This is a genomic window from Pseudodesulfovibrio sp. 5S69 (genome assembly GCF_037094465.1).
In the GTDB taxonomy this organism is placed as follows: Bacteria; Desulfobacterota; Desulfovibrionia; order Desulfovibrionales; family Desulfovibrionaceae; genus Pseudodesulfovibrio; species Pseudodesulfovibrio methanolicus.
In genome coordinates this window covers 1,205,058-1,228,970 of the sequence record NZ_CP146609.1, presented here as the reverse complement: position 1 = coordinate 1,228,970, position 23,913 = coordinate 1,205,058, and the positions used below count along the sequence as shown (strand labels likewise).

Below are 23,913 nucleotides of genomic sequence, written 5' to 3'. Positions count from 1 at the left end.
GGCCGCCTCGCGGCGGCCCGGTCACGCGTCCTTCGCGACGGAAGGAAGGCTCAGATGAAGATTCTGCTCCTGGCTCCCCCGGCAACCCGGCTCATGAACCCGGCCACTTTTGTGGCGGACCTGCTGCCGCCCAAGACCTGGGTGCCCCTGGGCGTCGCCTCCCTGGCCTCCGCCCTGCGGGCCAGCGGGTTCACGGCTGAATACCGTGATCTGCACGACTGGGAATGGCCTCGCGTGGAGGCCCTGCTGACCGAAACCGATCCCGACCTGGTGGGCATCAGTTGCTTCACCTTCGGCCGGGGCAACGCCATGCGCCTGGCCGCGCTGTCCAAGCGGCTGCTCCCCGAGATCCCGGTGATCATGGGCGGTCCCCATGCCACCTTTTTCCCGGACCAAATCCTGGCCGACGGCAACGTGGACCTGGTGGCCCTGGGCGAAGGGGAGATCACCATGGTGGAACTGGCCCGGCGGTTCACCCTGGGCCCGGTCCGGCGTCCGGTCCGGGAACGCGTCCTGAACCGCGAGCTGGACGACGTCCGGGGCATCGCCTTTGTCCGGGACGAGACGCTGCACATGACCCCGCCCCGCGAGAGCGTGACCGACCTGGACGTCTTTCCCTTCCCGGCCTACGACGCCTTCGATCTGGCGGAATACAAGTCCCCGGAGATTCCCCTGGAGTACCAGTCTCTGCCGGGAACCCACGTCATGACCTCCAGGGGCTGCCCATTCAAATGCGAGTTCTGCTCGGTGAACCGGTTCTTCAAGGGCAAATGGGCCTTCCGTTCGCCGGGCAACGTGGCCGACGAACTGGAGCGGCTGGTGGCCGACTTCGGCGTGCGGCACGTCTATTTCTCGGACGACCTGTTCTCGCTGAATCCCCGGCGGACCATCGGCATCTGCAAGGAGATCCTGGACCGGAATCTGGACCTCGTCTGGATGGCCGAGACCCGCGTGGACTGCGTCGACGAGGAGATGCTCGCCTGGATGCGCAAGGCCGGGTGCTACCGGGTCTACTACGGGGTGGAGTCCGGCAGTCCGCGCATCCTGAAGTCCATCAACAAGGGCTTCACCACCGCCCAGGTGCGCCGGGCCTTCCGCATGACGCACAGAGCGGGCATGGAGCCCAGTTGTTTCCTCATGGTCGGCAACCCCGGCGAGACCCCGGACACCATCGACGAGACCATTGCGCTCATCCGGGAGATCCGGCCGGGCACGACCCCCATCGTCGGCATCACCACCATCCTGCCGGGGACCAGGCAGTACGCGCTGTCCAAACGACAGGGGCTCATCAGCGACGACTATTGGCGGTCGGACGCGGCGCCCCCGCTGTACACCGGTGAATACGAGGTGGACGACCTGATCCAGCTCCAGATCCGGCTGGCCAGAGGCGTCTGCCCGGAGGTCTACGAAGAGATGCGCGCCATGGGCCTGGACGACGACTACTTCCGCCTGCGGCGCATGATGAGGAACCGGCATGGCCGCACGGCATGAGCGCTCCATCCCCCGGCCCGTCCGCGGGCCAGGCGGTGCCCGGATCGGCAATCCCGGCCGGCCCGGCCGCGGCCGTCATCCCCTATGCTCCGGCGCGCCCATGCGCGGTGCCGCCCCTCGGCCGCGCCGGAGTCGGTCAGGACCGGAAGGAGGGGTTCGCCATCCCGGCAACGGCCGCCCTTTACGCATATCACCAAAAACCAACCATCGTGTTCCGCGCCCCGGGCGGGGACAGGGAGGGCACCCATGAAAGTCATCAACGTTGAAGACGCCATCGGCACGGTATTGTGTCACGACATCACCCGGATCGTCCCCGGCCAGAGCAAGGGGCCGGGATTTCTCCGAGGACACGTGGTCCGTCCGGAAGACGTGGCCGAGCTGCGCAAGATCGGAAAGGAGCATCTCTACGTGCTCGATCTCGCGGACGGCTACGTCCACGAGGACGATGCGGCCCGCCGTATCGCCAGGGCTGCGGCCGGGCCCAACCTGGAGCTGAACGAGCCCGTGGAGGGCAAGGTCACCTTCACCGCCGCCATGGACGGGCTGGTCCAGATAGACGCCACGCGCCTGCTCAAGCTCAACTCCCTGGGGGACGTCCTCTTCGCCACCATCCACGGCAACCAGATCGTGCGCAAGGGGCGGCATCTGGCCGGCGTCAGGGTGCTGCCCCTGGCGGTTCCCGAGGAGTTGGTCGCCGCCGCCGAACAACTGCTCGCCGAAGGCGAACCAATGGTCCGGGTGCGGCCGCTGAAACCCGCCCGCGTGGGCATCGTGGTCACCGGCAGCGAGGTGTACAAGGGGCTGATCAAGGACAAATTCGGCCCGGTGGTCCAGGGCAAATTCGAAAGCTACGGCTGCACGGTCCTGGGCAAACGCCTTGTTTCCGACGAAGAGGCCATGACCGCCAAGGCCATTCGCGGCTTCCTCCGCGAGGGGGCCGAGTTCATCGTGGTCACGGGCGGCATGTCAGTGGACCCCGACGACCGGACTCCGGCCGCCATCCGTTCCGCCGGGGCCGAGGTGACTACCTACGGTGCCCCTATCCTGCCGGGCGCCATGTTCATGCTGGCGCGCATCGGCGACGTCCCTGTGCTGGGACTCCCCGGTTGCGTCATGTACTACCGGGCGAGCATCTTCGACCTGGTGGTCCCCAGGCTCCTGAGCGGCGAGGAGGTCACCCGTGACGACATCCTCGCCCTGGGATACGGTGGATTCTGCGAAGGCTGCACCACCTGCCGCTATCCCGCCTGCGGCTTCGGCAAGGGGACGTAATTCCCGCCGGACACCGCCTCTTCGGACGATGGCAACGGCCGCCCAAGAGCGGCACCGGGTCATGTTCCCGCGCCTTGCCGCACACGGCGGCAAGGCGCGGAGAACAAACAACGCTCCCTCCGACGGGTCGCCCGGCATGCCGGCAAGCCGAAAAAGCCGAGGTTTCCCGCAGGAGTCTTGCGGGCTGACCCGGAGCATGCCTTTCGCCTGCCATGGCGTCCGCCACGCGACCGACTCCCCCCGGTCGAGAGACGTCCAGCTTCACATCGTTCAGGCCATCTCGCGGCACAAGCCTCAAGAAGGACCAAACGCCACCTCAAAACGCTGCTCGCTCCCCCGCCGTGCGGTGCCCATCTGAGGGCAAAAGACCGGCAGGGACTCACCCAGGGGACAACCAATGACACAAAAAAAAGGGCCTCAAGCTCATTGCTTGAAGTCCTTGATCGTTAGTGGCGAAGCCGACGAGACTCGCACTTGCGGCCCCCGGCGTGACCGGAATGAGGCCGCCCGACGTGGCCCATGAATTCAATTGATCAGTTTTCCAGTATTGCTGGGTGGCTGTCGGGTGACGCTGAAAACTTACATGATATTTCTGATCGTTCGTGTCCGAGTTGCGCCCTGTGATATGGGAACATTGTACAACGATATGTCCAGAAGATAACTTCTGTAACATGGATCGGAAATGCTCTTATCTAATTCTGACTGAATCACACCATAGTCATCTAAATCAAAATGACACAATGTGTGATTGATCTCATCCCATTCTGATGTGCTCACATCACCATATGGAAAATTAACAAAATTTTTCCTTCCAATACTTACATAGTGCAGCGAATTGAATGCCTTTTCAAATTTTTTATTAGTCAATTTCAAGTAATCAGTTGACATGACGTCATGCAGAACATTCATAAGATCGTTTTTCAAGGTGCCTTTGACTATGTTCAATACTGTGCTGCCGGCGAGCCAGGATGCGACATCGCTACACTCAGCCCTTCCACATCCGCAACCAAGCACTTTTACCGCGTCATGTGCGATAGGTGCAACCCGCTCACTATATGTTGAAAAAGCGAATTGAGGATCATCGGGAATACAATACCTGAACTGCTCGCTTAACTTCCTATGTCTTTCTTTTTTTACCGTTCTCAGCAGTAACCCTTTTTCAACAAAATGTGACAACAATGCTGGATCAACAACCATCCTTCCCAGATCTTCAGAATATTGGCTACCAGTACTCTTACGCACTTGTCTCTTGAACCAAAGCGGAATGTTGTCAGTAATGCCGTAATCTTCTTTTATCAATTGGGTGTTCAAGATGCAAACGTCCATGTGCCGAGGATTTACCACAAGATCCCCAAAATCCACAATTTGGCAATTGTCAGCACACTTTCCAGCCAATAGAACGGTCAACTCCAGTAACTTCGCATAGCTTAAGGCGATAAGAGGAAAATATTCAACATCGGAATTCTTGGATATACCATCCAGCTCGATTTGTCTTAAAGTAATAAACTCCTCATCCAACTTCTTTTGATCCATTGTTGAATCCAACAGCTCATTGAATCTTGTTAAATCAGCAATTGTCATATCCATCTTTCACTCCGTATGCCCAGCGGGTAAATTCAGCCTTGCACTGTTTCCACCGGTTAATCACTCCGGAAAACCACATGCGTTTGCTGGCCATCGTTGCCCCGTGTCCTTTCCGAGCAGTAGAAATGCCAAGAGCGCACTAATGTCGCACGGCATATGCACCCGCTTCCCCAGGTCGAATAACGACACAGAGTTCATAATGAATAACAAAAAGAAAATGAGAGAATTTAAAAAATTGTTTGCCGCTTAAAGACTCTCTCATGCCTAGATACGTTGAAGAACGATTCCAAGTATAGCCAACCAGACTTATGCCCATTTTGGCACAATGCCCTTCCTGGATAACTCCAGCAAAACATAAGCAATCAACGGGATGCCGCAGGAAAACGGACAGCCCAACCAACTGCGATGGCGATCTAAAGATTCAAACATGTCCAATTGATGTGTCCGAGGCTTTGCGGACGACGAAACAGAAAAAGGACACCAACTTTCGTTGATGTCCTTGTTCTTTAGTGGCGGAGCCGACGAGACTCGAACTCGCGGCCTCCGGCGTGACAGGCTTTCAGTCGTTCTATACTTATTAACTGATTCAAAAATGTTATAAGATGTGGACACATTAGGACACATGCAGGACACATTGTGTCCAAAAATTGGCATGACAGCGTACTATCCTGAAAGCCCCCCACTTAATTTGGAAAGAGGGATATCCGTATTAAGCTGCAATAAGGAACCTTTTAATCTGAATAAAGACACCCACCGAAACCAAATGGTTGCGGTGGTAGACCCCATTGGGGGAACTCACTTGGTCGGGCTCCCCTTGGCTGAAGCAGAGCGCAAGATGGTGCGCATATTGAATCCTTGTAAGTAGTGGCGTCGCCCAACGCACAATAGTATGAGAGTTCAGCCGCCTACCAAGAACTTTGTATAGAATTTGCCAAACGCTTTTGCTGCCCAATTGGAGTCGTATAGAACCGCTCTTCGATCCCATAAAGCAACAGCTTAAGCTGCTCGTCGTCTTGAATAGAAAATATCTTGTTATTTTGATCATACACAAGTCGCTCATCACTATATTCATGGATATAGTTCAACATACTTTCTTGTTCCACTGGCCCCATACTTTCTAAGCTATTTAGGGCCAACGCAATACGTGCCCTATTAGGTTTTGACACTTTTTCAAGATCGAACCCATCAATTAGATCAATGAAATCTTCATTTAAAAACTTCTGCACTTCATCATTAGTTGCCTCTTTATATAGAATATCAATTCCAGGAAATATACTAGATATCGTCGCTAACTTTTTAAACACTAAGACATCTTTTTCAGCCCAATAAACAGCATCAGGCTCCTGATTGACATAAAGTCGAGTTTCACTATTTTCGATATAGGCAACATCCCCAAAACCAATACATTTTTTGCACAAAAAAGTTGATGGTGTAACCTTTTGGAAAAAGAAATTATCACCTTGCACTGAGCATAAGGAAGCAATTTTAATAAATTCTGATTTTATTAAATCATTGTATTCTGCTGCAACAAAATCACGGGCGAGATAATCCAAGAAGTAATCTTTTTGACTAAATTCTCCTACCTTAAACCAAGCACCATCATCTAAATTATGATCCACATCATATTCAATTAAAGGCAACTGCTTGACATCAAGGTCAAAAACATTTTCTTGACCAGAGAGCAACTTGAATATTTTTTCTTTTTTTCTTGTTTTAATTCGTGCAACTAAATGATTCATCGCTTATTTCTCTATAAACGTGTAGTTGTTAATACGATATGCCTCAAGGATAATCACATCAAGTGGGGTCTTGTAGCTACAGCGGCTGATCAAAAAAACAACAGCGCCATTCTTTGTTGTTATATTATAGAAGCTAAAACCAAACAATAAAAACAATGGATTAAAATAGAGAGCCTGGGAAAGAAAAGTGAATACAAACAATACGCCATATACAACCGCTAAAGTTTCCAAATTCCCAACGCTCAATGCGACAAAAAAATAACCCAAATAGCTTGGCAAGAAACTATTATTAGCATGCTCAATGCTAATAATTTCCCCTTTCCCAAAACTATCTTTACCAAGACAAGCGCTAAGAAATATACTCAATCCAGTTAGGGCTATTGGCACCAACAAATAGGCAATGTATGATACAGCATTAGGCAAGTTAACAAGATAAGGACATTTCGAAAAAAAATGACCCAAAGAAAAACTCTTCTGCACTAGAAAAATAATCACAAGCAGAGATGTCGCATTAAAAGTCAGGAGAAGCCGAAATACTGTATTCATATCTCATCTGAATTGCTAAGCCCGTTTTGGTGATTGATTCCGGGTAGGAATGCAAACATATATTTATCCATTTATGCGCCCAAAAATGGTGGAAAACCATCCTGAATCTAGACAGTATTCCACATCTTGAACAGGAGATACAAGAAACAACAAGCAAAATAACGCCCCACTCCTACCCTCCGCTACTCAACCCGCACATACAACTGCTCCTGAAACCCAACGAATACATCCCTGATCGCCGCCACGCTGCCAAGTACCGCCACGGCGTCAGGTGCCGAGCCGTACTTGATCGTCAGAAGGTCGGGCAGTTTTTCCTGGTCCAGTTCGCCAACGCCTTGGGCAACGTAATGGCCCATGACGAAGGACAGGAACTCTTGCTGTTTGTCGTCGTATTTCTCGAAGATCAGGTCTTTTCTGGCTTCTACCCGTTCTTCCCTGGAGACAGGGGCAAGGGCGAAAGCGATGAAGGACAGCACGTCGTAGAGGTCGCTGTCCTCGGCGTTGATGATGCGGCTGAGTTCCCGAAGCTGTTCGGCTCCGTAGCCTATGTCTTCAAGGCCCTGGAGGAGTTTCTTGCGGGTGTCGGGTTTGCTCCAGATGGCGCGGAGTTCGTCTTCATCTCGGAACAGCTCGGGCAGTGAGCCATACAAGGCTTGGATAAATTCTGCCGATGAGAGAGGCTTGCCATCCGGTCCCCAGAAGGTGGTTGCCATCATGTGCTGGATGGTTCGTTCCTTGCCGTCCGCCAGCTTGACTTTGACCTTGCTTACCTTCCTGCAAATGCACGGAGTTTCGCCGCACACCGGGCATGGCCCCGGCGGCTCTTTCTCGCATTCACAAGGGAGCTTGCCGCATACGGGGCAGGGCTGGGGAGGATCGACGACGCAGGTACAGGGTTGATTTCCGCAACGTTTGCAAGGTTCCGGTTCGACAGGCTCGCCGTCCCACTCCGGGTCGTTGAAGTGCTCGTATGCCTTCACGAAGTCGTAGATGGTGAAATAATCCTTGCCGTCAAAGAGGCGGGTGCCGCGTCCCACGATCTGTTTGAACTCGACCATGGAATTGACCGGACGCATGAGGACGATGTTGCGGACATTCCTGGCATCCACCCCGGTGGAAAGTTTCTGGGAAGTGGTCAGGATGGTTGGGATGGTCTTTTCGTTATCCTGGAAGACCCGGAGCCAGCGTTCACCCTCTTTGCCATCGTGGGCAGTTACGCGGACGCAATAATTGGGATCGCTGCTTTCTTTGTATTGGTTGATGAGGTCCCGAACGGCAAGGGCGTGCGGTTGAGTCGCGCAAAAGACCAACGTCTTCTGGGTCTGGTCAATGGCGTCCATGAACACCTTCACGCGGTACTTTTCCCGCTCCCGAATCTCGATGACGCGATTGAACTCTTCCTCGGTGTAGCGCTTGCCTTCTTCCGGTTCGCCTTCAAGCACCTCGTCGTCCGAGGTGTACACGTAGTCATCCAGGGTCGTGGCGATCTGCTTGACCTTGAACGGCGTCAGGAAGCCATCGTTGACCCCTTCCTTGAGCGAGTACACGTACACGGGCTCGCCAAAATAGGCATAGGTGTCTACGTTTGTGGTCCGTTTGGGAGTGGCGGTCAGACCGAGCTGCACAGCCGGTGAAAAGTACTCCAAAATCTCCCGCCAGGTGGATTCGTCATTAGCCCCGCCACGGTGGCACTCGTCGATGATGATGAAGTCGAAGAAATCCGGCGGATAGTCGCCAAAACTGGGGGCAGGATTACCGTCCGCGTCACGTCCGCTCATGAAGGTCTGAAAGATGGTGAAGAAGATGCTGCCGTTCTTGGGCACCATGCCCTTCTTGCGGATCACATCCGGCGAGATGCGAACCAGCGCGTCTTCAGGAAACGCGGAAAACGAGTTGTACGCCTGATCCGCCAGGATATTGCGGTCTGCCAGGAACAATATACGTGGCCTGCGGCCAAGTTCACCGCCGCGCCAGTCCTTGAGATTCCAACGGCTATGAAAGAGTTTCCAGGCGAGCTGGAAGGCGATGAAGGTCTTGCCCGTGCCAGTGGCGAGGGTCAGTAGGATGCGGTCCCGTCCGTCGGCAATGGCTTCCAGTGCCTGATTGATGGCGTTGTGCTGGTAGTAACGGGCTTCCCATGTGCCGCTCTTGTCCTCGAACGGGACCTCGGCAAACCTGTTCCGCCATAGATTCTGCTCGGCAAACGTAGCGTTCCAGATCTCTTCCGGTGTGGGGTAGGCTTCGACGTATCCCTCGTCACCGGTCTTCATGTCGATGCAGTAAATACCCTTGCCATTGGTGGAATACGCGAACCGCGCCTGGAGCATTTCGGAGTAGCGTTTCGCCTGTCCGACGCCTTCCGTATCCGGCAAGCCTATGCGCTTGGCCTCGATGACCGCCAGCTTGTGCCCCCGGTAGACGAGCACGTAATCCGCAATGTCCTGCTTGCTGCGTTTGCCGCCGCCGATAAGACGACCATTGGTGATGACTTCCCGCCTGACCCTGCTCCCATCGACCTTGCCCCAGCCAGCCTCGGCAAGGGCCGGGTCAATCAGCTCCGCACGAGTTTCCGCTTCGTTCAGGTCGTATAGTGCATGGTCAGGCATGGGCTTGCTCCTCAGATTGTATTCGCAACGGCGGAACCAATAAAAACTATTTGTTGCCCTTACCTCCCGAGGAGCCTGAAGACTGTTGTTTTGAGGACTGCACGGGAGGAGTAGACGGCTGTGCGCCAACTAGCCCTTCTACCCCTGGCACAATGCTAGGTTGTGCTCCCTTTTGTCCATTTGTGGCTATTTCCGTATCTGACCCAGAGGGCCTCCCGCCCCGAGAATTGGTTTTCTCACTCATCGCGACCTCCGTTTTTCGGGCTACCGCCCTAAGTATGTTACCAACGCAATCCTTAGATAGCGTGTGCTATTTTTTGCTATCGCTGCCTGTTCCGTTATCCACGGAATTTCCACCATGCTGCGGCGCCGAAGAAGACACAGGCGCAACAGAAGGCTGTTGCCCGTTCATGCCAAATCCATCGCTGCCAGGGGCGACACTCGGTTGCCCTCCCGTCATGCCCCGCTCACATTGACGGTGGCATGGCTTGCTGCCTTTAACGCCTTCCTCAAGCCTTACAGCACTGGGCTGAACGGATGACATTCCGTCATTGAATTTAATTCGTTTACTCATTTTAAGCTCCTTCGCTCAAGGCAGGTGTATATCCCCACACCAAAACGGCTATCCCAATAGTTCCTAGTACGGCACAAATAATGGTCACTATATTGGTAATCCCAACCCATGTATTCCAGGCGGAGACCAATGGTTTGCTATATTCCTGCTCTTTGAAATTCCTGTCAAATTGCTCCATAAAACTATTCTGAAGGTTCACCGAAAAGACCAAAGAGAGCATCGACGAAACAATAGCCCCAAGAAACAAGGCAATCGTGACCTTCAACCACAAAATCGAACCGACCTTACCCGCCACGGACACCAAACCAGCGACGGCTCCAGACGACAACAGAATAAGCGTCTTGTCGAACAATAATTGCTGCGACTCCACCCTCCCCAAATACTGGCTACGATTTTTTTCGTACCACTCCCTAAGCTGTTTTTCCTGTTCTTCGTTACCCATTTCAGTTCACCAAGGCTTCCTGGTTCGTGCCGGCAGTGAGTTCACCGGCGAATACTTTTTGGAGGATGGATTGTTTGAGTTCGGCTAGGGCTTGAAGTTTTCTCCGATAAAGAGACTCAAGAGTAACGCACTCCTCAGACATTGCATCCATCTTTGATACGAGTTCTTCTTGTACCTCAAGGCTGGGTATCGGAATCATTAACTCGCGGAAAAATGTTAGGCTCAAATTTGCTCTTGCGTTGTCAATTTCATTATCGTGCAGAAAACGAATGAAGTATGGAGAGTTTAGCAAGTAAGAAAGGTATCTGTTTGACAGCTTGTCTTTGATGCATCGAATCATGCACACTGCTTGGTTAATGTTGGAAAGATCATCTCTATCGAAAACAGCAGTGCGTCCAATCGATGCACCAACGATATTTGTCAGAACGTCACCTTTGCAAAGAATGGATTTGCTATCTTTGTCATTAAATGACTCATCAACATATTTTGTCTTGTTGTAGAGCATCTTCCCAGAGCCAACATTTTCACTTGTAATAAAAAGTATCCCTGGCTCGTCAACATAGGCTACCCCTTGCCATTTTGGAGAAGAGCCCTTCGTTATTTTTTCAGATAGTTCTTCAAGAGGACACTCCTCCCACCCCTCACCCCGCTGTGAAAACACATCATTCAAATAGCTCTCAAACAACTCCCGAGCATTGGCGAGGTTCTTTTCGGTGTTGGCGATGGCTGCATCAATGCGCTCAAAGGTGTCATCCAGAATGGCGACGATGCGTTGTTGTTCTGGGAGTGAGGGAAATGGAACTGGTATAGAATTCAGCTTTTTCTGATTCAGCTTAGGCTGAGCCATCCCGCTAACATAGGGCTCTAAAGATATTGAATTCAGATAATACTCGACGAATCTTTGCGAATCGTGATTCTTGAATCGTAAAACATGAGCATGATTATTGACCCATGTTTTGCCATTGATTGAAAACGCGATTGGATATGTTCGAGCTAACAGATTCGCCCCATCTTCAGAGACAAGCAGCAAATCTTCATCGAAAAGGTAGTCTGCGACATAATCAACAATGCCGGATGCACCATAATATGGGATGCTTCCACTGTCCCTTTTTGCTTTTGTAATCGGGATTCGTTTGCTGTCTAGGTTTTCACAGATTTCTCCCAGAGGGAAATCCTTCCAGCTTCCATTGGAGTGAATCATACCATCTCCCCAATCTCAGCCAGCAGTTCCGCACTCTCCGCATCAAGCGCGGCAATCTCCGCCAGAATCTCCTGCGGCTCCCTGAGCGGAGCTTCTTCCGGCGCGTTGGGGTTCTTCACGGACAGGTCAAAGGTGCTCGTGTCGATGTCCGCCACGTCCACGGTCCATGACTTCTCCGAATCCGCGAAGCTCGCCTGCATCGCCCCGAACTCTTTCAGGTCATCGTCGTTCAAGGCGGTGGTCTTGCCCAGGCTGCGGCCCGGATCGAGCTGGTAGTACCAGGTCTTTCTGGTGGGTGAGCCTTTTTCAAAGAACAGCACCACGGTCTTCACGCCAGCGCCGAGGAAGGTGCCGCCGGGGCAGTCCAGCACCGTGTGCAGGTTGCAGCTTTCCAGCAGCTCCTGTCGTAGCGCCTTGGAGGCGTTGTCCGAGTTGGAAAGAAAGGTGTTCTTGATGACCACTGCCGCGCGTCCGCCAGCCTTCAGGAACTTGATGAAGTGCTGCAAGAACAGGAACGCGGTCTCCCCGGTCTTGATGGGGAAGTTCTGCTGCACCTCCTTGCGCTCTTTGCCGCCGAACGGCGGATTGGCGAGGATGATGTTGTAGCGGTCCTTCTCCTGCACGTCCGCCAGATTCTCCGCCAGCGTGTTGGTGTGGATGACATTCGGCGCGTCAATGCCGTGCAGAATCATATTCATGATAGCCATGACAAAGGGCAGACTCTTCTTCTCCTTGCCATAGAAGGTCTTGGTCTGGAGCGTCCGAAGCTGATCCACCGTCAACGCCGTTCCATTCCCATTCCCATTCCCATTGCCATTGGGCTTCCAGCCAGCTTCACCATAGCGCATGTAATCGTGAGCCTCGCACAAAAAGCCCGCCGACCCGCATGCGCCGTCATAAATGGTCTCGCCAATGGTCGGCTTGACAACCTTGACCAGGGCTCGAATGAGCGGACGAGGGGTGTAGTATTCGCCGCCGTTTCTCCCAGCGTTGCCCATATTCTTGATCTTGGCTTCGTAGAGGTGGGAAAGCTCGTGCTTCTCCTGCTGGGAGCGGAACCGGAGCTGGTCCATCAACTCCAGGGCATCCCGCAGGGAATAGCCGCTCTGGAACTTGCTCTTTATCTCGCCGAAAATTTGCCCGATCTTGTATTCGATGGTGTCGGGCGAGGAGGCGCGTTCTTTGAAGCCGCTCAGGTACGGGAACAGCTCTCCGTTCACGAAGCCAATAAGGTCATCACCCGTCATGGCGGTGTCATGGTCGAAGCTGCCATCCGCCCTCTTGGGAGCCGCCCAGGCGGACCAGCGGAATTTGTCTTCGATGATAAAGTCATATTCCTTACCGACCAGCTCCACCTCCATGGCCCGCTCGGTCTCCAAGTCATCCAGGTACTTCAAAAACAGCATCCACGAGGACTGCTCCGTATAGTCCAGCTCCGAAGAGCATCCAGCCTCTTTCCAGAGGACGTCATCGATATTCTTGAAAGTTTGTTCGAACATTTTGTCTTCTGATTTAGTTCATTCGCTTCAGGCTAAAGGTAAGCAATTTTAAGACTGTCTATAAAACACTCACCAAGAGCTGGCAAGGTTATTCATAGTTTTCACGCTGTTACACAAGAACATCCATGGAGTGACATTCTCTTCCGTGACCACAGCCCCAGCCCAAGGGTATCCTTCAATTTTTACAACAACCCAAATTTGAAGGAGATTCCAATGAGCTTTGAAGGCCTCGAGCTGATTTACTCATATTCGCGCAAACAAGCAATTGAAGACGGAGTTTTGATCGACGTAACAGACCAAGCCAACGAGACCGGCTTCAAAGTACCCGTAGCGATCTCCGACCACCTTTACAACGGCTACATCGTGCCGCCTGACGGACTCGACGGCGAAGGCCAGAGCATCAGTGGGCGTCTTCGTGACGTGCTCTTGATGACGTTCTACGCGGCCAAAGTTCGCTGGGATGGCGAGCGGGTCTACTTCGAAGTGCTCTTTCTGATGGGAGAGGGGCCACGCTTCGAGAAAGTGCAATGCGTAGCGATTGTCGGTCCGGGCGATGAAGGCGAGCCAGTCATGACGATCTGCCTGCCAGAGGATGAATAGTTTTTTCTGGCCCGTCCGTATGAAGGAAAATCCGGGACATCCAGGCCATCCGGGAAGGGACTCCCCCATTATTATAGGCTCCGCCTGAGAGGTCCCACAGAGGCGGAAGAGCACCCGGCCTACACCAGGATCGCTCGGACAACCCGCTGGAGCATTACAAGCTGCTCGTCACTGGCACCTCTGATGAGTCGGACAAGGTAGTCTTCCATCTGCTTGCGGTCCTCCTCAAGGTCCATGGCGAGAAGGTCACGGAGTTCGACATTCAGGCCGGAGGCGACCTTATCAAGGACTTCGACAGACACCTTGCTCACGCCGCGCTCCACTTCGCTCAGATACTTGTCGCTGACACCGGCCTCCTGGGCCAACTGTTCCTGGGTCTGCCCACGGCTTTTTCTCAGCTTCCTGATCCTTCCGCCCAAGCGTTTTGCGAGGTCGTCCATGCTCTGCTCCTTTGGACAACCATTTTGACCGCCTATCGGTGGGGTATACACAAGCCAAAGGTTGAATTTATACTTGATTTTTCTACTGAAAGACAGAATATTCGACTGAAATTCTATGTAACGGTATTATTCACACTCAATCGAAAAGGAACAGACATGGGATTCTTCAAGAAACTTTTTTCCAACGGCGACTCGGCTCAGACCATAGGCAACCTTGCACAGCAGATTCGCCTTGAACCCAACGGCGATGTCTTCGTCTACAACGAGGTGGGCTACAGGCTAAAACCGCTTCTTGCTTGTCACGACAAGGGCAACAGGGAACTGCAAATCTATGACAACAAAATCTACCTGCTCAAACACGACCGGCGAGTGATGGTCTACACCCTGGAAGGGAAACACCTGAATTCATACTTCGCCAACAACAATCCTAACGCCAGTTGGGTCAAGAACCTCTAGGAGCCGACATGACGACAACCGCCATAGCGGTCCAGCAGCTTGAAACATGGGAGACGGAATTTACCGACATAGACAAAATCAAAGCCGGCGCATTGCTCCACAAGATGGGCGTCCCATTCCAGATCACGGAAGTGATGCTCGACCTCTGGGACAACACCAAAAGAATCGGCGCCAAGCTGGTCGGCATCGGCAAAATCATTTGCTGCAAAATCATTGAGTTTGTGCAGCGCAACCCCAATTTGGCTCTGGGTATCGCCTTAGGTGTTTCAGCAAGCCTGTTGACAAGCATGATTCCCTGGATCGGACCGATACTCGCTCCCCTGGTGGCAATTATCGCCATCCCTTACGCCAGTATCGCCGGGATGATGATCGACTTGCGGGATCGGGGAGAATCCACCGACAGCACCATTCAAGCCGCCGTGTTGGCGGCCAAGGAGTTCTACCGTCTGGTGGTGGAGATATTCCAGGCGGTCAAGGAAACACTGTAGGAGGGCCAATGCCGCTCGATCTCTCATCCGTCACCGCTGAAGACTTGGACAAATTCAAGGACAGGGCAAGGAAGAGACACAAACGAACGCTGCTCGGCTCGGCAGCCAACCTGCTCGGCGGAGCCGCCGGAGGAGCCGCCGCTGCCGGAACGGTCGCGGGCGCGGCGGGAGCGACCACCCTGCTCGGATCAACGACCCTGGCCAGCGCTTTGGGCGGCGTGTTCGTGGCAAGCACCCCGATAGGCTGGACCGTCGGAGCAGCAATAGCCGGTGCCGCTGTAGCGGGACTGGCCGGAAAAGCCATCAAATCCGGCATATCGCGCGATCACAAAAACAAGGCATTGTACGAGGACAAGTAGATGCTGGACACCAACGACCTGACCAGGACCGAAGCCAAGGCATATCTCTCCTACTTGTTCAAAGTTGCCGAAGCGGACGGTCATATCGACGACAAGGAGCGGGAGTACATCGCACTGCAAGCAAAGCTCTGGGGCGTTGCTTCCGAAGAGTTGGCCCAGCCCGTACCCCTGGAGCACCTCCGGGACATCTCCCATGCCGCGAAAATGTCTCTACTGAGGGACTGCATCACCATCGCGCATATCGACGGAGATTACGCCGAAGCGGAGAAGCGGCGAATTGAAGACTTGGCCGATTTCATCTCCATTCCCATACCCAAACTGGAAGAACTCGAAGACTGGCTCCAGGACTATTGGAAAGTCCTTGAGCGTGGCCGGATACTCATTTTGAACGCCTAACGGATTACACGGGAGTAGTCATGCTGAAATGGTTGAAAGAGAACATTGCGGAAGAAAGAGCGAAAAAGCAAAAGCAGGCGGATGAACATGCCGCAAGGCAGGGCTTCACATTGGTCGGAACCTGCAATTCCTGCGGGAAAACCAACACCAGGGTCAAAAAGAATCATTACGTCGAAGGCAAGGAGAATGAAAACATCTGCTACAACTGCGCCAAACGCATTGCCATCATGAGCAGGTAGGAAAGGTCATGCTCACATTCATCGTGCTGGTCGTAGCGTTTCTCGTCACCGCCATCATCGTGGCCCAAATTGGTGCGGGCAATCTCCCGGCATTCGTCGGCATATATCTGGTGGTTGCCTTCCTGCTCTTCAAAATAGGCACATGGCTTTTTCCGCCGGAAGAGCCTTCCTGGTGGATGCAGTTGGGCGGGGCGATACTGGGATAACCCTTTCTCGTCAGAAATCAGAATAGAATTCTGCATTATTTTAGACATCCAGCAACAACTTAAAAACACACGCTTTATCCGAAGCAGTCTTTCTCCCCACTCCCACAGAGTGGGTACCCTTCCTTTTTATCCTTTTGGTACCCCTTCGTACCCCTTTCTTGTCCCGAGCCATTTCCGACGTCTTGGGAAAAGCAGAAAGACAACGTCGCAACATATTGAAACAACTATCATAACATATTATTCGGCGAACATTTTTTCGAACAGGCTCGCTGAAACCATGTCAAGTTCCCTTTTTATGCTTTTTCTCTCCTTTTAGTACCCTTTTTCTCCCGTTTCCCTCCTGGGCGGAAAACCGGGGTTAGGATGTCTGATCTCTGAACAATCAACATCCCGACAGGAGGAAATCGGCTATGTTCGACTTTGGAAAATCACTCATCAGCATGGACCCCGACAAGCAGAAGAAGATGCTCGGCAACGCAACGCCCGGCCAGCGCAAGTCCGCCCTGGAACTGGGCATCGGTTTCAACAATCAGAATCAACAGCAACAGCAGCGGCAGCAAAAACGGGACGCCTACCACGACCTGGACCGGCTCAACACCATCGTCGAAAAGGAAAACGAGGCGCACGACTTCTTCGGCAAGGGGCTGGCCGACTGGCGGAAGAACGTCACCGGCAGCAATCCGTCCAAGGACGCCACCAACCTCAAGAAGCAATTCGACGACTACGAGCACTCCATCCTTTCCGGCGTGCCCAAGGGCGGCAAGCGGCACGAGGCGCTCTCGAAGTCTCTGCCCGGCATCAAGGACGGCTTCCTGAAGCAAGGGCACCAATTCGCCGTGGACAAGCTCAACGAGCGGTCCCGAAGCGTCCTCGACAAGGGGTTGCAGCGTATCGCCCAAGGCGCACTCGGAGCCAGGGACGAAAAAGGCGTCAAGGCCCACGATGACGCTGCCTTCGACCTCATCAACAAGTACGTGCTGTCCGAGGCCAGGTTCGACGAGAAGGACGCCGATGCCATGTACGGCAAGTACCTGGGGTATGCGGGGGTGGAGGCGGCCAAGAATTTAGAGGCTTCTGCAATGGAGGACAGCGGTGACGGCGACAATCCGGCGCAACAAAAAGCAACCGCAGTCATGGAAAAAAGTGAAGATCGACAGGCAGCGCCTGCCAAATCTTCTACGGAACATGCCCGTAAGATGGAGGCCGAAGCCGCCAAGCCCGGCAACTCAACGCAAGCCGCACATCTCATCGGAGAGTGGGAGAAAGAGACCGGCAACAGCGCAAAAGAGGTTGAAGAGCACTACAGGCAGCAGCCGGGAGCAAAGCCTACATGGATCAAAGATGAACTCGGCAAAACCGCGTACTACGAAAAAAGAGCCAAGGACTTCGAGGAACGAAATCCCGGCAAGACAGCCCCGGCCTACTATCGGGAGTACGGCGATAAGTATGTCAAACGATTTGACAAGCTGAAGCCGGGACTTTCCAAAAAAGGGCAGGAGTGGATGGAGCGAACCAAGGATCTGCTCCAGGTCAAAATGGAGTCAGGGCTTCGTAGCGGGAAATGGGATGAATCCAAACCTGAGGAACTGAAAGAAAAGGCGTATGATTCGCACTCGGAGGCGTATCTGGAAGCTGGTTTGGCTGATCTGCCGCAGGAGGATATCGACAAGGTAATTCAGGCAGTTGACCGAATGGATATGCTTGACCCTAAGGCACTCAAGGAATCGCTTCAGGTTGGAGGCGAGTTCATATCGCAGAGGGAATTCGGAAAAGCAGGCCGCTCCGTATTAACAGGAGCTTCTCACCTGGTGCCCTCCAAAGAAGAATTAGGAAAAGCAGCCAAGACCGTAATTGAGTCTATGCCGGTGTTGCCACCGGTTCGATAGCATGGCCAAAGTCGGAAAGGATTATCCTTCCGACTTTTTCGTTGCCCCAGTGTTACTATAGGGGACCCAAAAGGAACCCCAAAGCAGACACAACAGGACCGGAACCCAGCCCCATGCAAAGAATAGAATCAACGGGCCACTTCCAAATACTATCCCGACAAAAACGACAATATCTTCGATGTTGCTGAAACCGTTTCCGGTTATGACCGCGGGGATCAAAGCTGCCGATAATCCAGAGGCAAAAATTGACCAACTCGACATAACTCCAATTATTACCCCTGCCACTGTGCCGCATCTGCACAGTTTCTCAATTACAACATACCAACACAGTGCAGCAAAAACGAAAGCCCCTACCGGTGCGGCCAAAGTAGGAGGCAGCGTGAGCGACATATCGTCTGGATTGTACATGCCAACAAACATCCAAAGAGAGTAGCCGAGAGCTATGCACCCAATGCCGGTTGCAAAGATAAGTTTGTTCTTAGTTGAGCGAGTCACGGCAATTCCAATACTTCAAATAAATTCTAGTGGGGAGGTGAAAAACCTCTCCCTATAACCATCATGATGTTGTGGCTAACTCGTACATTATCAGTGCCTCAAATGCCCAGGTAGTCAATACACCTGAATACGCGAGTAGGACCCAAGACTTACATGAGTATGTCCTAAAAAAGTGAAACCGGCGAGCCAAACAATATAACAAATAGTAGCATAGTGGAGGCACAACGATCCAAGACGTAATTGATTTAACCCAATCAAGATCAGAATTAACATCGATAAATGCATGACCAACAAAAGCAATGACGCTGCAAGGCACTGCTAATATGACGACAGCCAAAGCCCCAACGAGGAGTGTCCACCCATTACTCTTTGTCTCTGATCTATTGCCCAAGACATAAGCCCGACAAACAAGAGCAACTGCACCCAGCGCAGCCAACCCGGCGAAAACCAAAAATAAAAACATGTTACTCATTCAAGACTCTCTGTTTCTATTCAGCAATACCGATTATACTATTCATCGAGATTTGCCAAACAGCAACTTTGGGGCGACGTCATACCTTCTTGAGCAACTTGAGCATATCGCCTTTAAGCGCAAAGTTCTTGTCAGCCTCAACGATCGAGCACAGGTAGTCATAATTTTTCTCTGCGGCGAGAATGCAGTGAAAGCCCTTCCGCTCTTTCTTCTCATCCGGGCAGTTGGCGGCAGTACAGTCTTCAAAGGTCAAAAGGTGCGGCTTCAATTTTCGAGCCGACTTGCTTTCGTGACGCCCCATAGCCTCGTTGTGCCGCCTTCGGCAGTTGCTATACCGGTTTTTCAGATGCCACCTGTTCTTGCAATGTTCATCACAGACCCCCTCTCTTGTCGGATGGACGCGAGGAGGCATACGCAACTCTCCGCACTCTTTGCATGAACGCACTTTCGCGAATGACCCGATATGGTCATAGTAAGTGACAAGAAGTGATTCTGCGAAACTTTTCAGATCACGCCACACACCGGAAAAGATACTAATCACTTCTCGCTCCATCGCATCGTGCGGCAAGTCGGCAGAGTCGGTGGTGAGCAAATATATTTCTTTCGACTCACTCCCGGCCAGGACCTTATACCTTGTTATGGCCTTGAAATGATGATCCGGCATATAATAGCCAAACTCCTCTCCAACATAAGGCTCTGTCCGCTTACTGGAAAACGTTTCGACAATAGGAAATTGGACTCTCTCCTTCGGATCATCGTCCCCGCCGAAATACAGTTCCTGCCATTTCTTGTGAGAAGCTATGAGAGAGAGCCTGAAATGCTCCATAGTGTTATTGAACTCGATCAGGTCGGCGTAGCGAACCGGGAATGGAATTGCTCTGCCAGGTTCCCATAGCTCCTCGTAAAGCTGTTCATCCTCAGTGGGGTACAGATTGAGAATAATGCCTGTCCCCGGCGGGGCATACTCATTCTCCGACTTTGCAAGGGGCACGCATTTGGCTGCTTCAAACATCTCCTCAATGTCCACGCACTCCCCGCCAGTTGAGCGCTGCCGGGATCGTGCTTGCGCATCCACCTCAACACGTTCGTAGAGCCCGCTGAACAGGCCGACCAGTTCCCCTTGCAGCCGCCGTGCGTCCGTATCTTGAATCGTGTCGGCACCCCAGTCCGTTCGGCGGGTAAACTTGTGGAATTTGATGAGTCTCCGCATGGCCCCGGCCAATGCCTGTCTGCGCTGAACTATCGATGGCAACTAGTTATCCCTCACTCAAAAATACGTAAACGCTAACAGTCAATATCTGATCTTTACTGTAAACGTAAATTCGTTGGCGACGGCCCAAAATTCATATCTATACATCTTCAACGGGTTAAAACACTCGATTCCCCAATCGAAAGCCCAACGTTCTTTTAACAGTTGCATAGGGAATTCAACTAGACAGCCAAGGAGGTTACTCTTGGCTAAAACAACAATCTCTTGGACAGAGGAAACGATCAATCCGATTACCGGCTGCGATAAACTCTCCGCCGGGTGCAAGAACTGCTACGCTTTGCGGATGATCCCGCGACTGAAGGGATTCGGTCTGGAAAAGTACCGCAATGGTACGGATGTGACCTGTCACCCCGGCGTGATGGATGAAGTGTTGGGCAAGAAAAAACCCACGCTCTATTTCGTCAATTCGATGAGCGACACCTTCCACGCGAACGTACCCGACGCATTTCTGCACGGCATGTTCCGCGTAATGAACGATGCCGACCAGCACACCTACAGGGTCCTGACCAAACGCTCCAAGCGGATGGCGGACATGGCCTGAGAGCTCGAATGGTCTCCCAACATATGGGGTGGTGTGACGGTGGAGGGCAACAAGCACCTTGACCGGATCGCCCACCTAAAGGAGGTCCCGGCAAATGTACGATTCCTGAGTTGTGAACCGCTCCTGGATGAACTCGTCGGCCTTACCCCGGAAATGCTCGATGGCATCGACTGGGTGATCGTAGGCGGCGAATCCGGTACGGGAGCCCGTGAGATGAAGCTCGATTGGGCTCGCAAAATCCTGGCGACATGTCGTGAGGCGGGCGTCCCGTTCTTCTTCAAACAGGTCGGCAGCTACGGCGGCAAACCGAAGAAAGGAGGGAACAAGCTGGACGGCGAGGTCTACGAGGAATGGCCCGACTTGAAAGCCGTCGAGGAGCGAGGAATTCGCCAAGTGTCGACATCATTGAAACCGTCAATCTGACCAGGGAGTAACCAATGTCGGCGGCTCGGAGCCCCGACCCTCCAGTACTATTGTCCTGCAATTAAATACTCGATAGTCTTAGGCGAGGATTATTGGACAGTCCTCCTTGAGAACAACGATATATTCGAAGCGGCAAAGAAAAGGTGCTATGAAAGTTTGAAAAGGATCGAATGGCCATACGAATCATTTTACTACATACTACCACATCTGCGATGCCCACGATGCAACTCCACGCTCATCAAAGCAAAAGGCAACGGTGGATACTCTCACAACATGACTTTGTGCTGCGAAGAAGGAAGCCATGAATTTGGACTTGATGAGGTGCTGGAATCAGCCGTACACGACGCTTACGATGGAGATAATTATCTAGCAGCCAGAGATGGATGCGGGCCAGTGACAGAGACATGTCCCGAATGTTCTAGCGAAACATATATCATCGATGAAGACGTTTGTTTGGCATGCGGCAGCACACGATCATACAAGGAGTGCCTCAGATGCGGCACTAGCATTTCCGTTGACGAACAGCATTTCGGAGGTTTTTGCAGCTACTGTGATTATGTCATGTCCAAGGACGATTAAACAACTGGATAGGATTTTTATGACATCGGCGAATCATCGAAACTTAAAAGAAGCATTAACACTCGCACTACAAGCGATTAACTCTGTCTCTCGATCTCCACTGCTGTCTTTTTTAAATCATGATTTCATCACTTACCTCAGTGGATCTGATGACGAATTTCTTTCATAAAAATCTGAATTAATAAAAAATGAGTGCGAAGCAATTGTTAGTTGTTGCAGCAACATGGACGCTCAAGGGCGACTATTTGAGGCATATTCAGAAGCATTTATCTATCGATGCCTTCAGCAGGCATTTAATATTTCGCACATCCCAGAAAGTGACAAAAAAACACCTGACTTTAAAATTATTCTAGATGGAGAAGCTATATTCATTGAAAACAAATCACTTCGCTTCCTCGGTGGTGACTACTCATACAAAAATTACATGAATGACTCACTCACAAGCCTTATTGAGATCGAAGATGAACTTAAAGACAACGATTTTGTCATTAAAGAAGGTCCGCATATCACCCCATTGAAAGGAACAAGAAATGACTATGACCCATTTTCCCCCAAGTATATTTCAGAAATCATAATCGACAAAACAAACCAGAATCTTAAAAAAGAACAATTTGAACTGGGGACAACCTTCCTATTAGTTGACTTGAGCAGCCAAATTCCACTGCTGAGTAAGTTGGAAGATGAAATCAATAGATATTATTACCACCTAAACTCTAAGGCTAGCGGCATTCTGTTCACGGTTGCGTATGGGGAATATAACCAAAATATGTATCGTCCTGTAGAGTTTGAAGGCGCATCGAATAAAGATGGCACCCTTCACAAGGAAGGAATACTAACCGATCCTGATAATGCTTACATTGCAGGAATCATTTTCCACTATGCCCCCCTTGGGAAGGACAGCAAATTTAGAGTGCTGTTGAACAACAAAGCAAATCATGTCCCACGCACTCTTAGTAACTTCATCGAACAGCTCCACAATCTCACTTATCCATGACCCATTCAAATCTTCATATAAATTCTACGGGATAAGTCCATTTGGCTGAAAACCATAGCAAAATTTCACATTTCAACCCTACTCGATTGCTACCGAAAGCAGAGTGTGTCCGATGGATGTGCTCGATGTTTCTCGGATCAGAAAACTGAAAAAGGACACCAACTTTCGTTGATGTCCTTGATCTTTAGTGGCGGAGCCGACGAGACTCGAACTCGCGGCCTCCGGCGTGACAGGTGCGAATTCTAGCTTTCACCACCTAATTTTATTGAACTTTTTGTAGCTTCACGTAGTTTCAAGGAGTCTCGGTGGGCCCCAAGGGCCCACCTGAGGGCCCACCAAAATCGCCCCGCCTTCGCCGGATACTGCTGGCTAGAATTTCAAAAATAGCCAGCGTGTACACACTAACACACTTATTGCCCATCAATCCGGGAGTGCAAAACAAAAGATTTGACCCTATTATAATACGACTTAGAAGGCCCTGTATTGACGTTACACCTTGCCTGGGCGTAGCGTATGAGGTTGATTGTGTCGAAAGGCTAGGATAAAAAGACATTACGACAACTCGCAAAATTGCAATAAGCCTCATGAGCAACAAGCAGACACCACATTCTGAGATTCGGATTGGACTCGCTCAATATGGCAAGCACAACAAGCCGAAAGCTCCCGACCTATCCACTCTCCAGCACGAAGATGAGTTGAGACCACTCAAGTGGCAGCACGGGGTTAGACGATTTCCACCTAAAGCTGATCATGTTACAGAGCACAAGAAACCACCAACCTCGAGCATTGAACTTGAGGACAATCCTCCGTTTTTATGGGTGGCGCTGAAGGATCGGATCAAAATCGTTAACGAGAAAGCCAACGCCACAAAACGTCTTGCTCTTAAAAAAGCAAAACACACGAATTTGACAGGCGGAAGTAAAGCATACTCTGGCGGCGAAATGTGGATCACTGCGCCTAAAACAATTGTGCTCAATGGATGCTCAGGGCGTTATGGCCCCAGGACTGCGGAGCAGCTCAGTGAGATAGTCAAAGTGGTTAGAAGATCAGGTTGGCAAGTAATCTCCCTTGGGTGGGATGATGAAACCGCTCGACCAGTGAAGTATCCGAGGTAG

General features: G+C 51.9%; 22 protein-coding genes and 1 pseudogene. 13 read left to right on the top strand and 10 right to left on the bottom strand.

Going from position 1 to position 23,913, the window contains the following annotated elements; genetic code table 11:
* The first annotated feature begins 54 nt into the window (after positions 1 to 54).
* On the top strand, positions 55 to 1,491 hold the full coding sequence (locus tag V8V93_RS05755) for a B12-binding domain-containing radical SAM protein (protein ID WP_338669403.1): 1,437 nt from the start codon (positions 55 to 57) through the stop codon (positions 1,489 to 1,491).
* Positions 1,492 to 1,737: 246 nt separating this feature from the next.
* On the top strand, positions 1,738 to 2,763 hold the full coding sequence (locus V8V93_RS05750) for a molybdopterin-binding protein (protein ID WP_338669402.1): 1,026 nt from the start codon (positions 1,738 to 1,740) through the stop codon (positions 2,761 to 2,763).
* A 579-nt stretch (positions 2,764 to 3,342) separates the two neighbouring features.
* Here the strand turns inward: V8V93_RS05750 and V8V93_RS05745 are convergent.
* The 8 genes from V8V93_RS05745 to V8V93_RS05710 form a co-directional block, all read right to left on the bottom strand.
* Positions 3,343 to 4,350, bottom strand: coding sequence for a hypothetical protein (locus tag V8V93_RS05745; protein WP_338669401.1), 1,008 nt, complete (start codon positions 4,348 to 4,350; stop codon positions 3,343 to 3,345).
* 902 nt (positions 4,351 to 5,252) lie between these two features.
* The gene (locus V8V93_RS05740) at positions 5,253 to 6,086 is read right to left on the bottom strand and encodes a hypothetical protein (protein WP_338669400.1); all 834 of its coding nucleotides are present in this window, start codon (positions 6,084 to 6,086) and stop codon (positions 5,253 to 5,255) included.
* A gap of 3 nt (positions 6,087 to 6,089) precedes the next feature.
* Positions 6,090 to 6,632, bottom strand: coding sequence for a hypothetical protein (locus V8V93_RS05735; protein ID WP_338669399.1), 543 nt, complete (start codon positions 6,630 to 6,632; stop codon positions 6,090 to 6,092).
* Positions 6,633 to 6,814: 182 nt separating this feature from the next.
* The gene (gene hsdR, locus V8V93_RS05730) at positions 6,815 to 9,238 is read right to left on the bottom strand and encodes an EcoAI/FtnUII family type I restriction enzme subunit R (protein WP_338669398.1); all 2,424 of its coding nucleotides are present in this window, start codon (positions 9,236 to 9,238) and stop codon (positions 6,815 to 6,817) included.
* A 310-nt stretch (positions 9,239 to 9,548) separates the two neighbouring features.
* Entirely contained in the window at positions 9,549 to 9,812 is a 264-nt protein-coding gene (locus tag V8V93_RS05725) for a hypothetical protein (protein ID WP_338669397.1), read from the bottom strand.
* A gap of 1 nt (position 9,813) precedes the next feature.
* On the bottom strand, positions 9,814 to 10,254 hold the full coding sequence (locus V8V93_RS05720; protein WP_338669396.1) for a hypothetical protein: 441 nt from the start codon (positions 10,252 to 10,254) through the stop codon (positions 9,814 to 9,816).
* A 1-nt stretch (position 10,255) separates the two neighbouring features.
* Complete coding sequence (locus tag V8V93_RS05715; protein WP_338669395.1) at positions 10,256 to 11,455, bottom strand: restriction endonuclease subunit S; 1,200 nt, start codon at positions 11,453 to 11,455, stop codon at positions 10,256 to 10,258.
* Positions 11,452 to 12,954 (bottom strand): N-6 DNA methylase, encoded by a 1,503-nt coding sequence (locus V8V93_RS05710; protein ID WP_338669394.1) that lies wholly within the window; start codon positions 12,952 to 12,954, stop codon positions 11,452 to 11,454. The genes V8V93_RS05715 and V8V93_RS05710 overlap by 4 nt, the downstream gene beginning before the upstream one ends.
* A gap of 213 nt (positions 12,955 to 13,167) precedes the next feature.
* On the opposite strand from V8V93_RS05710, the gene V8V93_RS05705 reads away from it, so the two are divergent.
* Entirely contained in the window at positions 13,168 to 13,554 is a 387-nt protein-coding gene (locus tag V8V93_RS05705) for a DUF6573 family protein (protein ID WP_338669393.1), read from the top strand.
* A 119-nt stretch (positions 13,555 to 13,673) separates the two neighbouring features.
* On the opposite strand, the gene V8V93_RS05700 is transcribed toward V8V93_RS05705, so the two are convergent.
* Positions 13,674 to 13,994: a helix-turn-helix domain-containing protein gene (locus V8V93_RS05700; protein ID WP_338669392.1), complete on the bottom strand. Its 321-nt coding sequence runs from the start codon at positions 13,992 to 13,994 to the stop codon at positions 13,674 to 13,676.
* Positions 13,995 to 14,150: 156 nt separating this feature from the next.
* On the opposite strand from V8V93_RS05700, the gene V8V93_RS05695 reads away from it, so the two are divergent.
* From V8V93_RS05695 to V8V93_RS05665, 7 genes are all read left to right on the top strand, one after another.
* Entirely contained in the window at positions 14,151 to 14,450 is a 300-nt protein-coding gene (locus tag V8V93_RS05695) for a hypothetical protein (RefSeq protein ID WP_338669391.1), read from the top strand.
* A gap of 8 nt (positions 14,451 to 14,458) precedes the next feature.
* Positions 14,459 to 14,938 carry a hypothetical protein gene (locus tag V8V93_RS05690; RefSeq protein ID WP_338669390.1) on the top strand — a complete coding sequence of 160 codons (480 nt, stop codon included), beginning with the start codon at positions 14,459 to 14,461 and terminating at the stop codon, positions 14,936 to 14,938.
* A gap of 8 nt (positions 14,939 to 14,946) precedes the next feature.
* The gene (locus tag V8V93_RS05685; RefSeq protein WP_338669389.1) at positions 14,947 to 15,297 is read left to right on the top strand and encodes a hypothetical protein; all 351 of its coding nucleotides are present in this window, start codon (positions 14,947 to 14,949) and stop codon (positions 15,295 to 15,297) included.
* Positions 15,298 to 15,693, top strand: a complete 396-nt coding sequence (locus V8V93_RS05680; RefSeq protein ID WP_338669388.1) for a hypothetical protein — start codon at positions 15,298 to 15,300, stop codon at positions 15,691 to 15,693.
* A gap of 20 nt (positions 15,694 to 15,713) precedes the next feature.
* Positions 15,714 to 15,932 (top strand): hypothetical protein, encoded by a 219-nt coding sequence (locus V8V93_RS05675; RefSeq protein WP_338669387.1) that lies wholly within the window; start codon positions 15,714 to 15,716, stop codon positions 15,930 to 15,932.
* An 8-nt stretch (positions 15,933 to 15,940) separates the two neighbouring features.
* Positions 15,941 to 16,138, top strand: coding sequence for a hypothetical protein (locus tag V8V93_RS05670; protein WP_338669386.1), 198 nt, complete (start codon positions 15,941 to 15,943; stop codon positions 16,136 to 16,138).
* A 410-nt stretch (positions 16,139 to 16,548) separates the two neighbouring features.
* Positions 16,549 to 18,024 carry a hypothetical protein gene (locus V8V93_RS05665; protein WP_338669385.1) on the top strand — a complete coding sequence of 492 codons (1,476 nt, stop codon included), beginning with the start codon at positions 16,549 to 16,551 and terminating at the stop codon, positions 18,022 to 18,024.
* A gap of 1,046 nt (positions 18,025 to 19,070) precedes the next feature.
* On the opposite strand, the gene V8V93_RS05660 is transcribed toward V8V93_RS05665, so the two are convergent.
* Complete coding sequence (locus V8V93_RS05660) at positions 19,071 to 20,201, bottom strand: hypothetical protein (RefSeq protein WP_338669384.1); 1,131 nt, start codon at positions 20,199 to 20,201, stop codon at positions 19,071 to 19,073.
* Between the two features lie 115 nt (positions 20,202 to 20,316).
* Here V8V93_RS05660 and V8V93_RS05655 point away from each other — a divergent pair.
* From V8V93_RS05655 to V8V93_RS05645, 3 genes and pseudogenes are all read left to right on the top strand, one after another.
* Positions 20,317 to 21,225: pseudogene (locus V8V93_RS05655) on the top strand (DUF5131 family protein).
* Between the two features lie 802 nt (positions 21,226 to 22,027).
* Positions 22,028 to 22,798, top strand: a complete 771-nt coding sequence (locus V8V93_RS05650) for a hypothetical protein (protein WP_338669383.1) — start codon at positions 22,028 to 22,030, stop codon at positions 22,796 to 22,798.
* Positions 22,799 to 23,382: 584 nt separating this feature from the next.
* Positions 23,383 to 23,913, top strand: coding sequence for a hypothetical protein (locus V8V93_RS05645; RefSeq protein ID WP_338669382.1), 531 nt, complete (start codon positions 23,383 to 23,385; stop codon positions 23,911 to 23,913).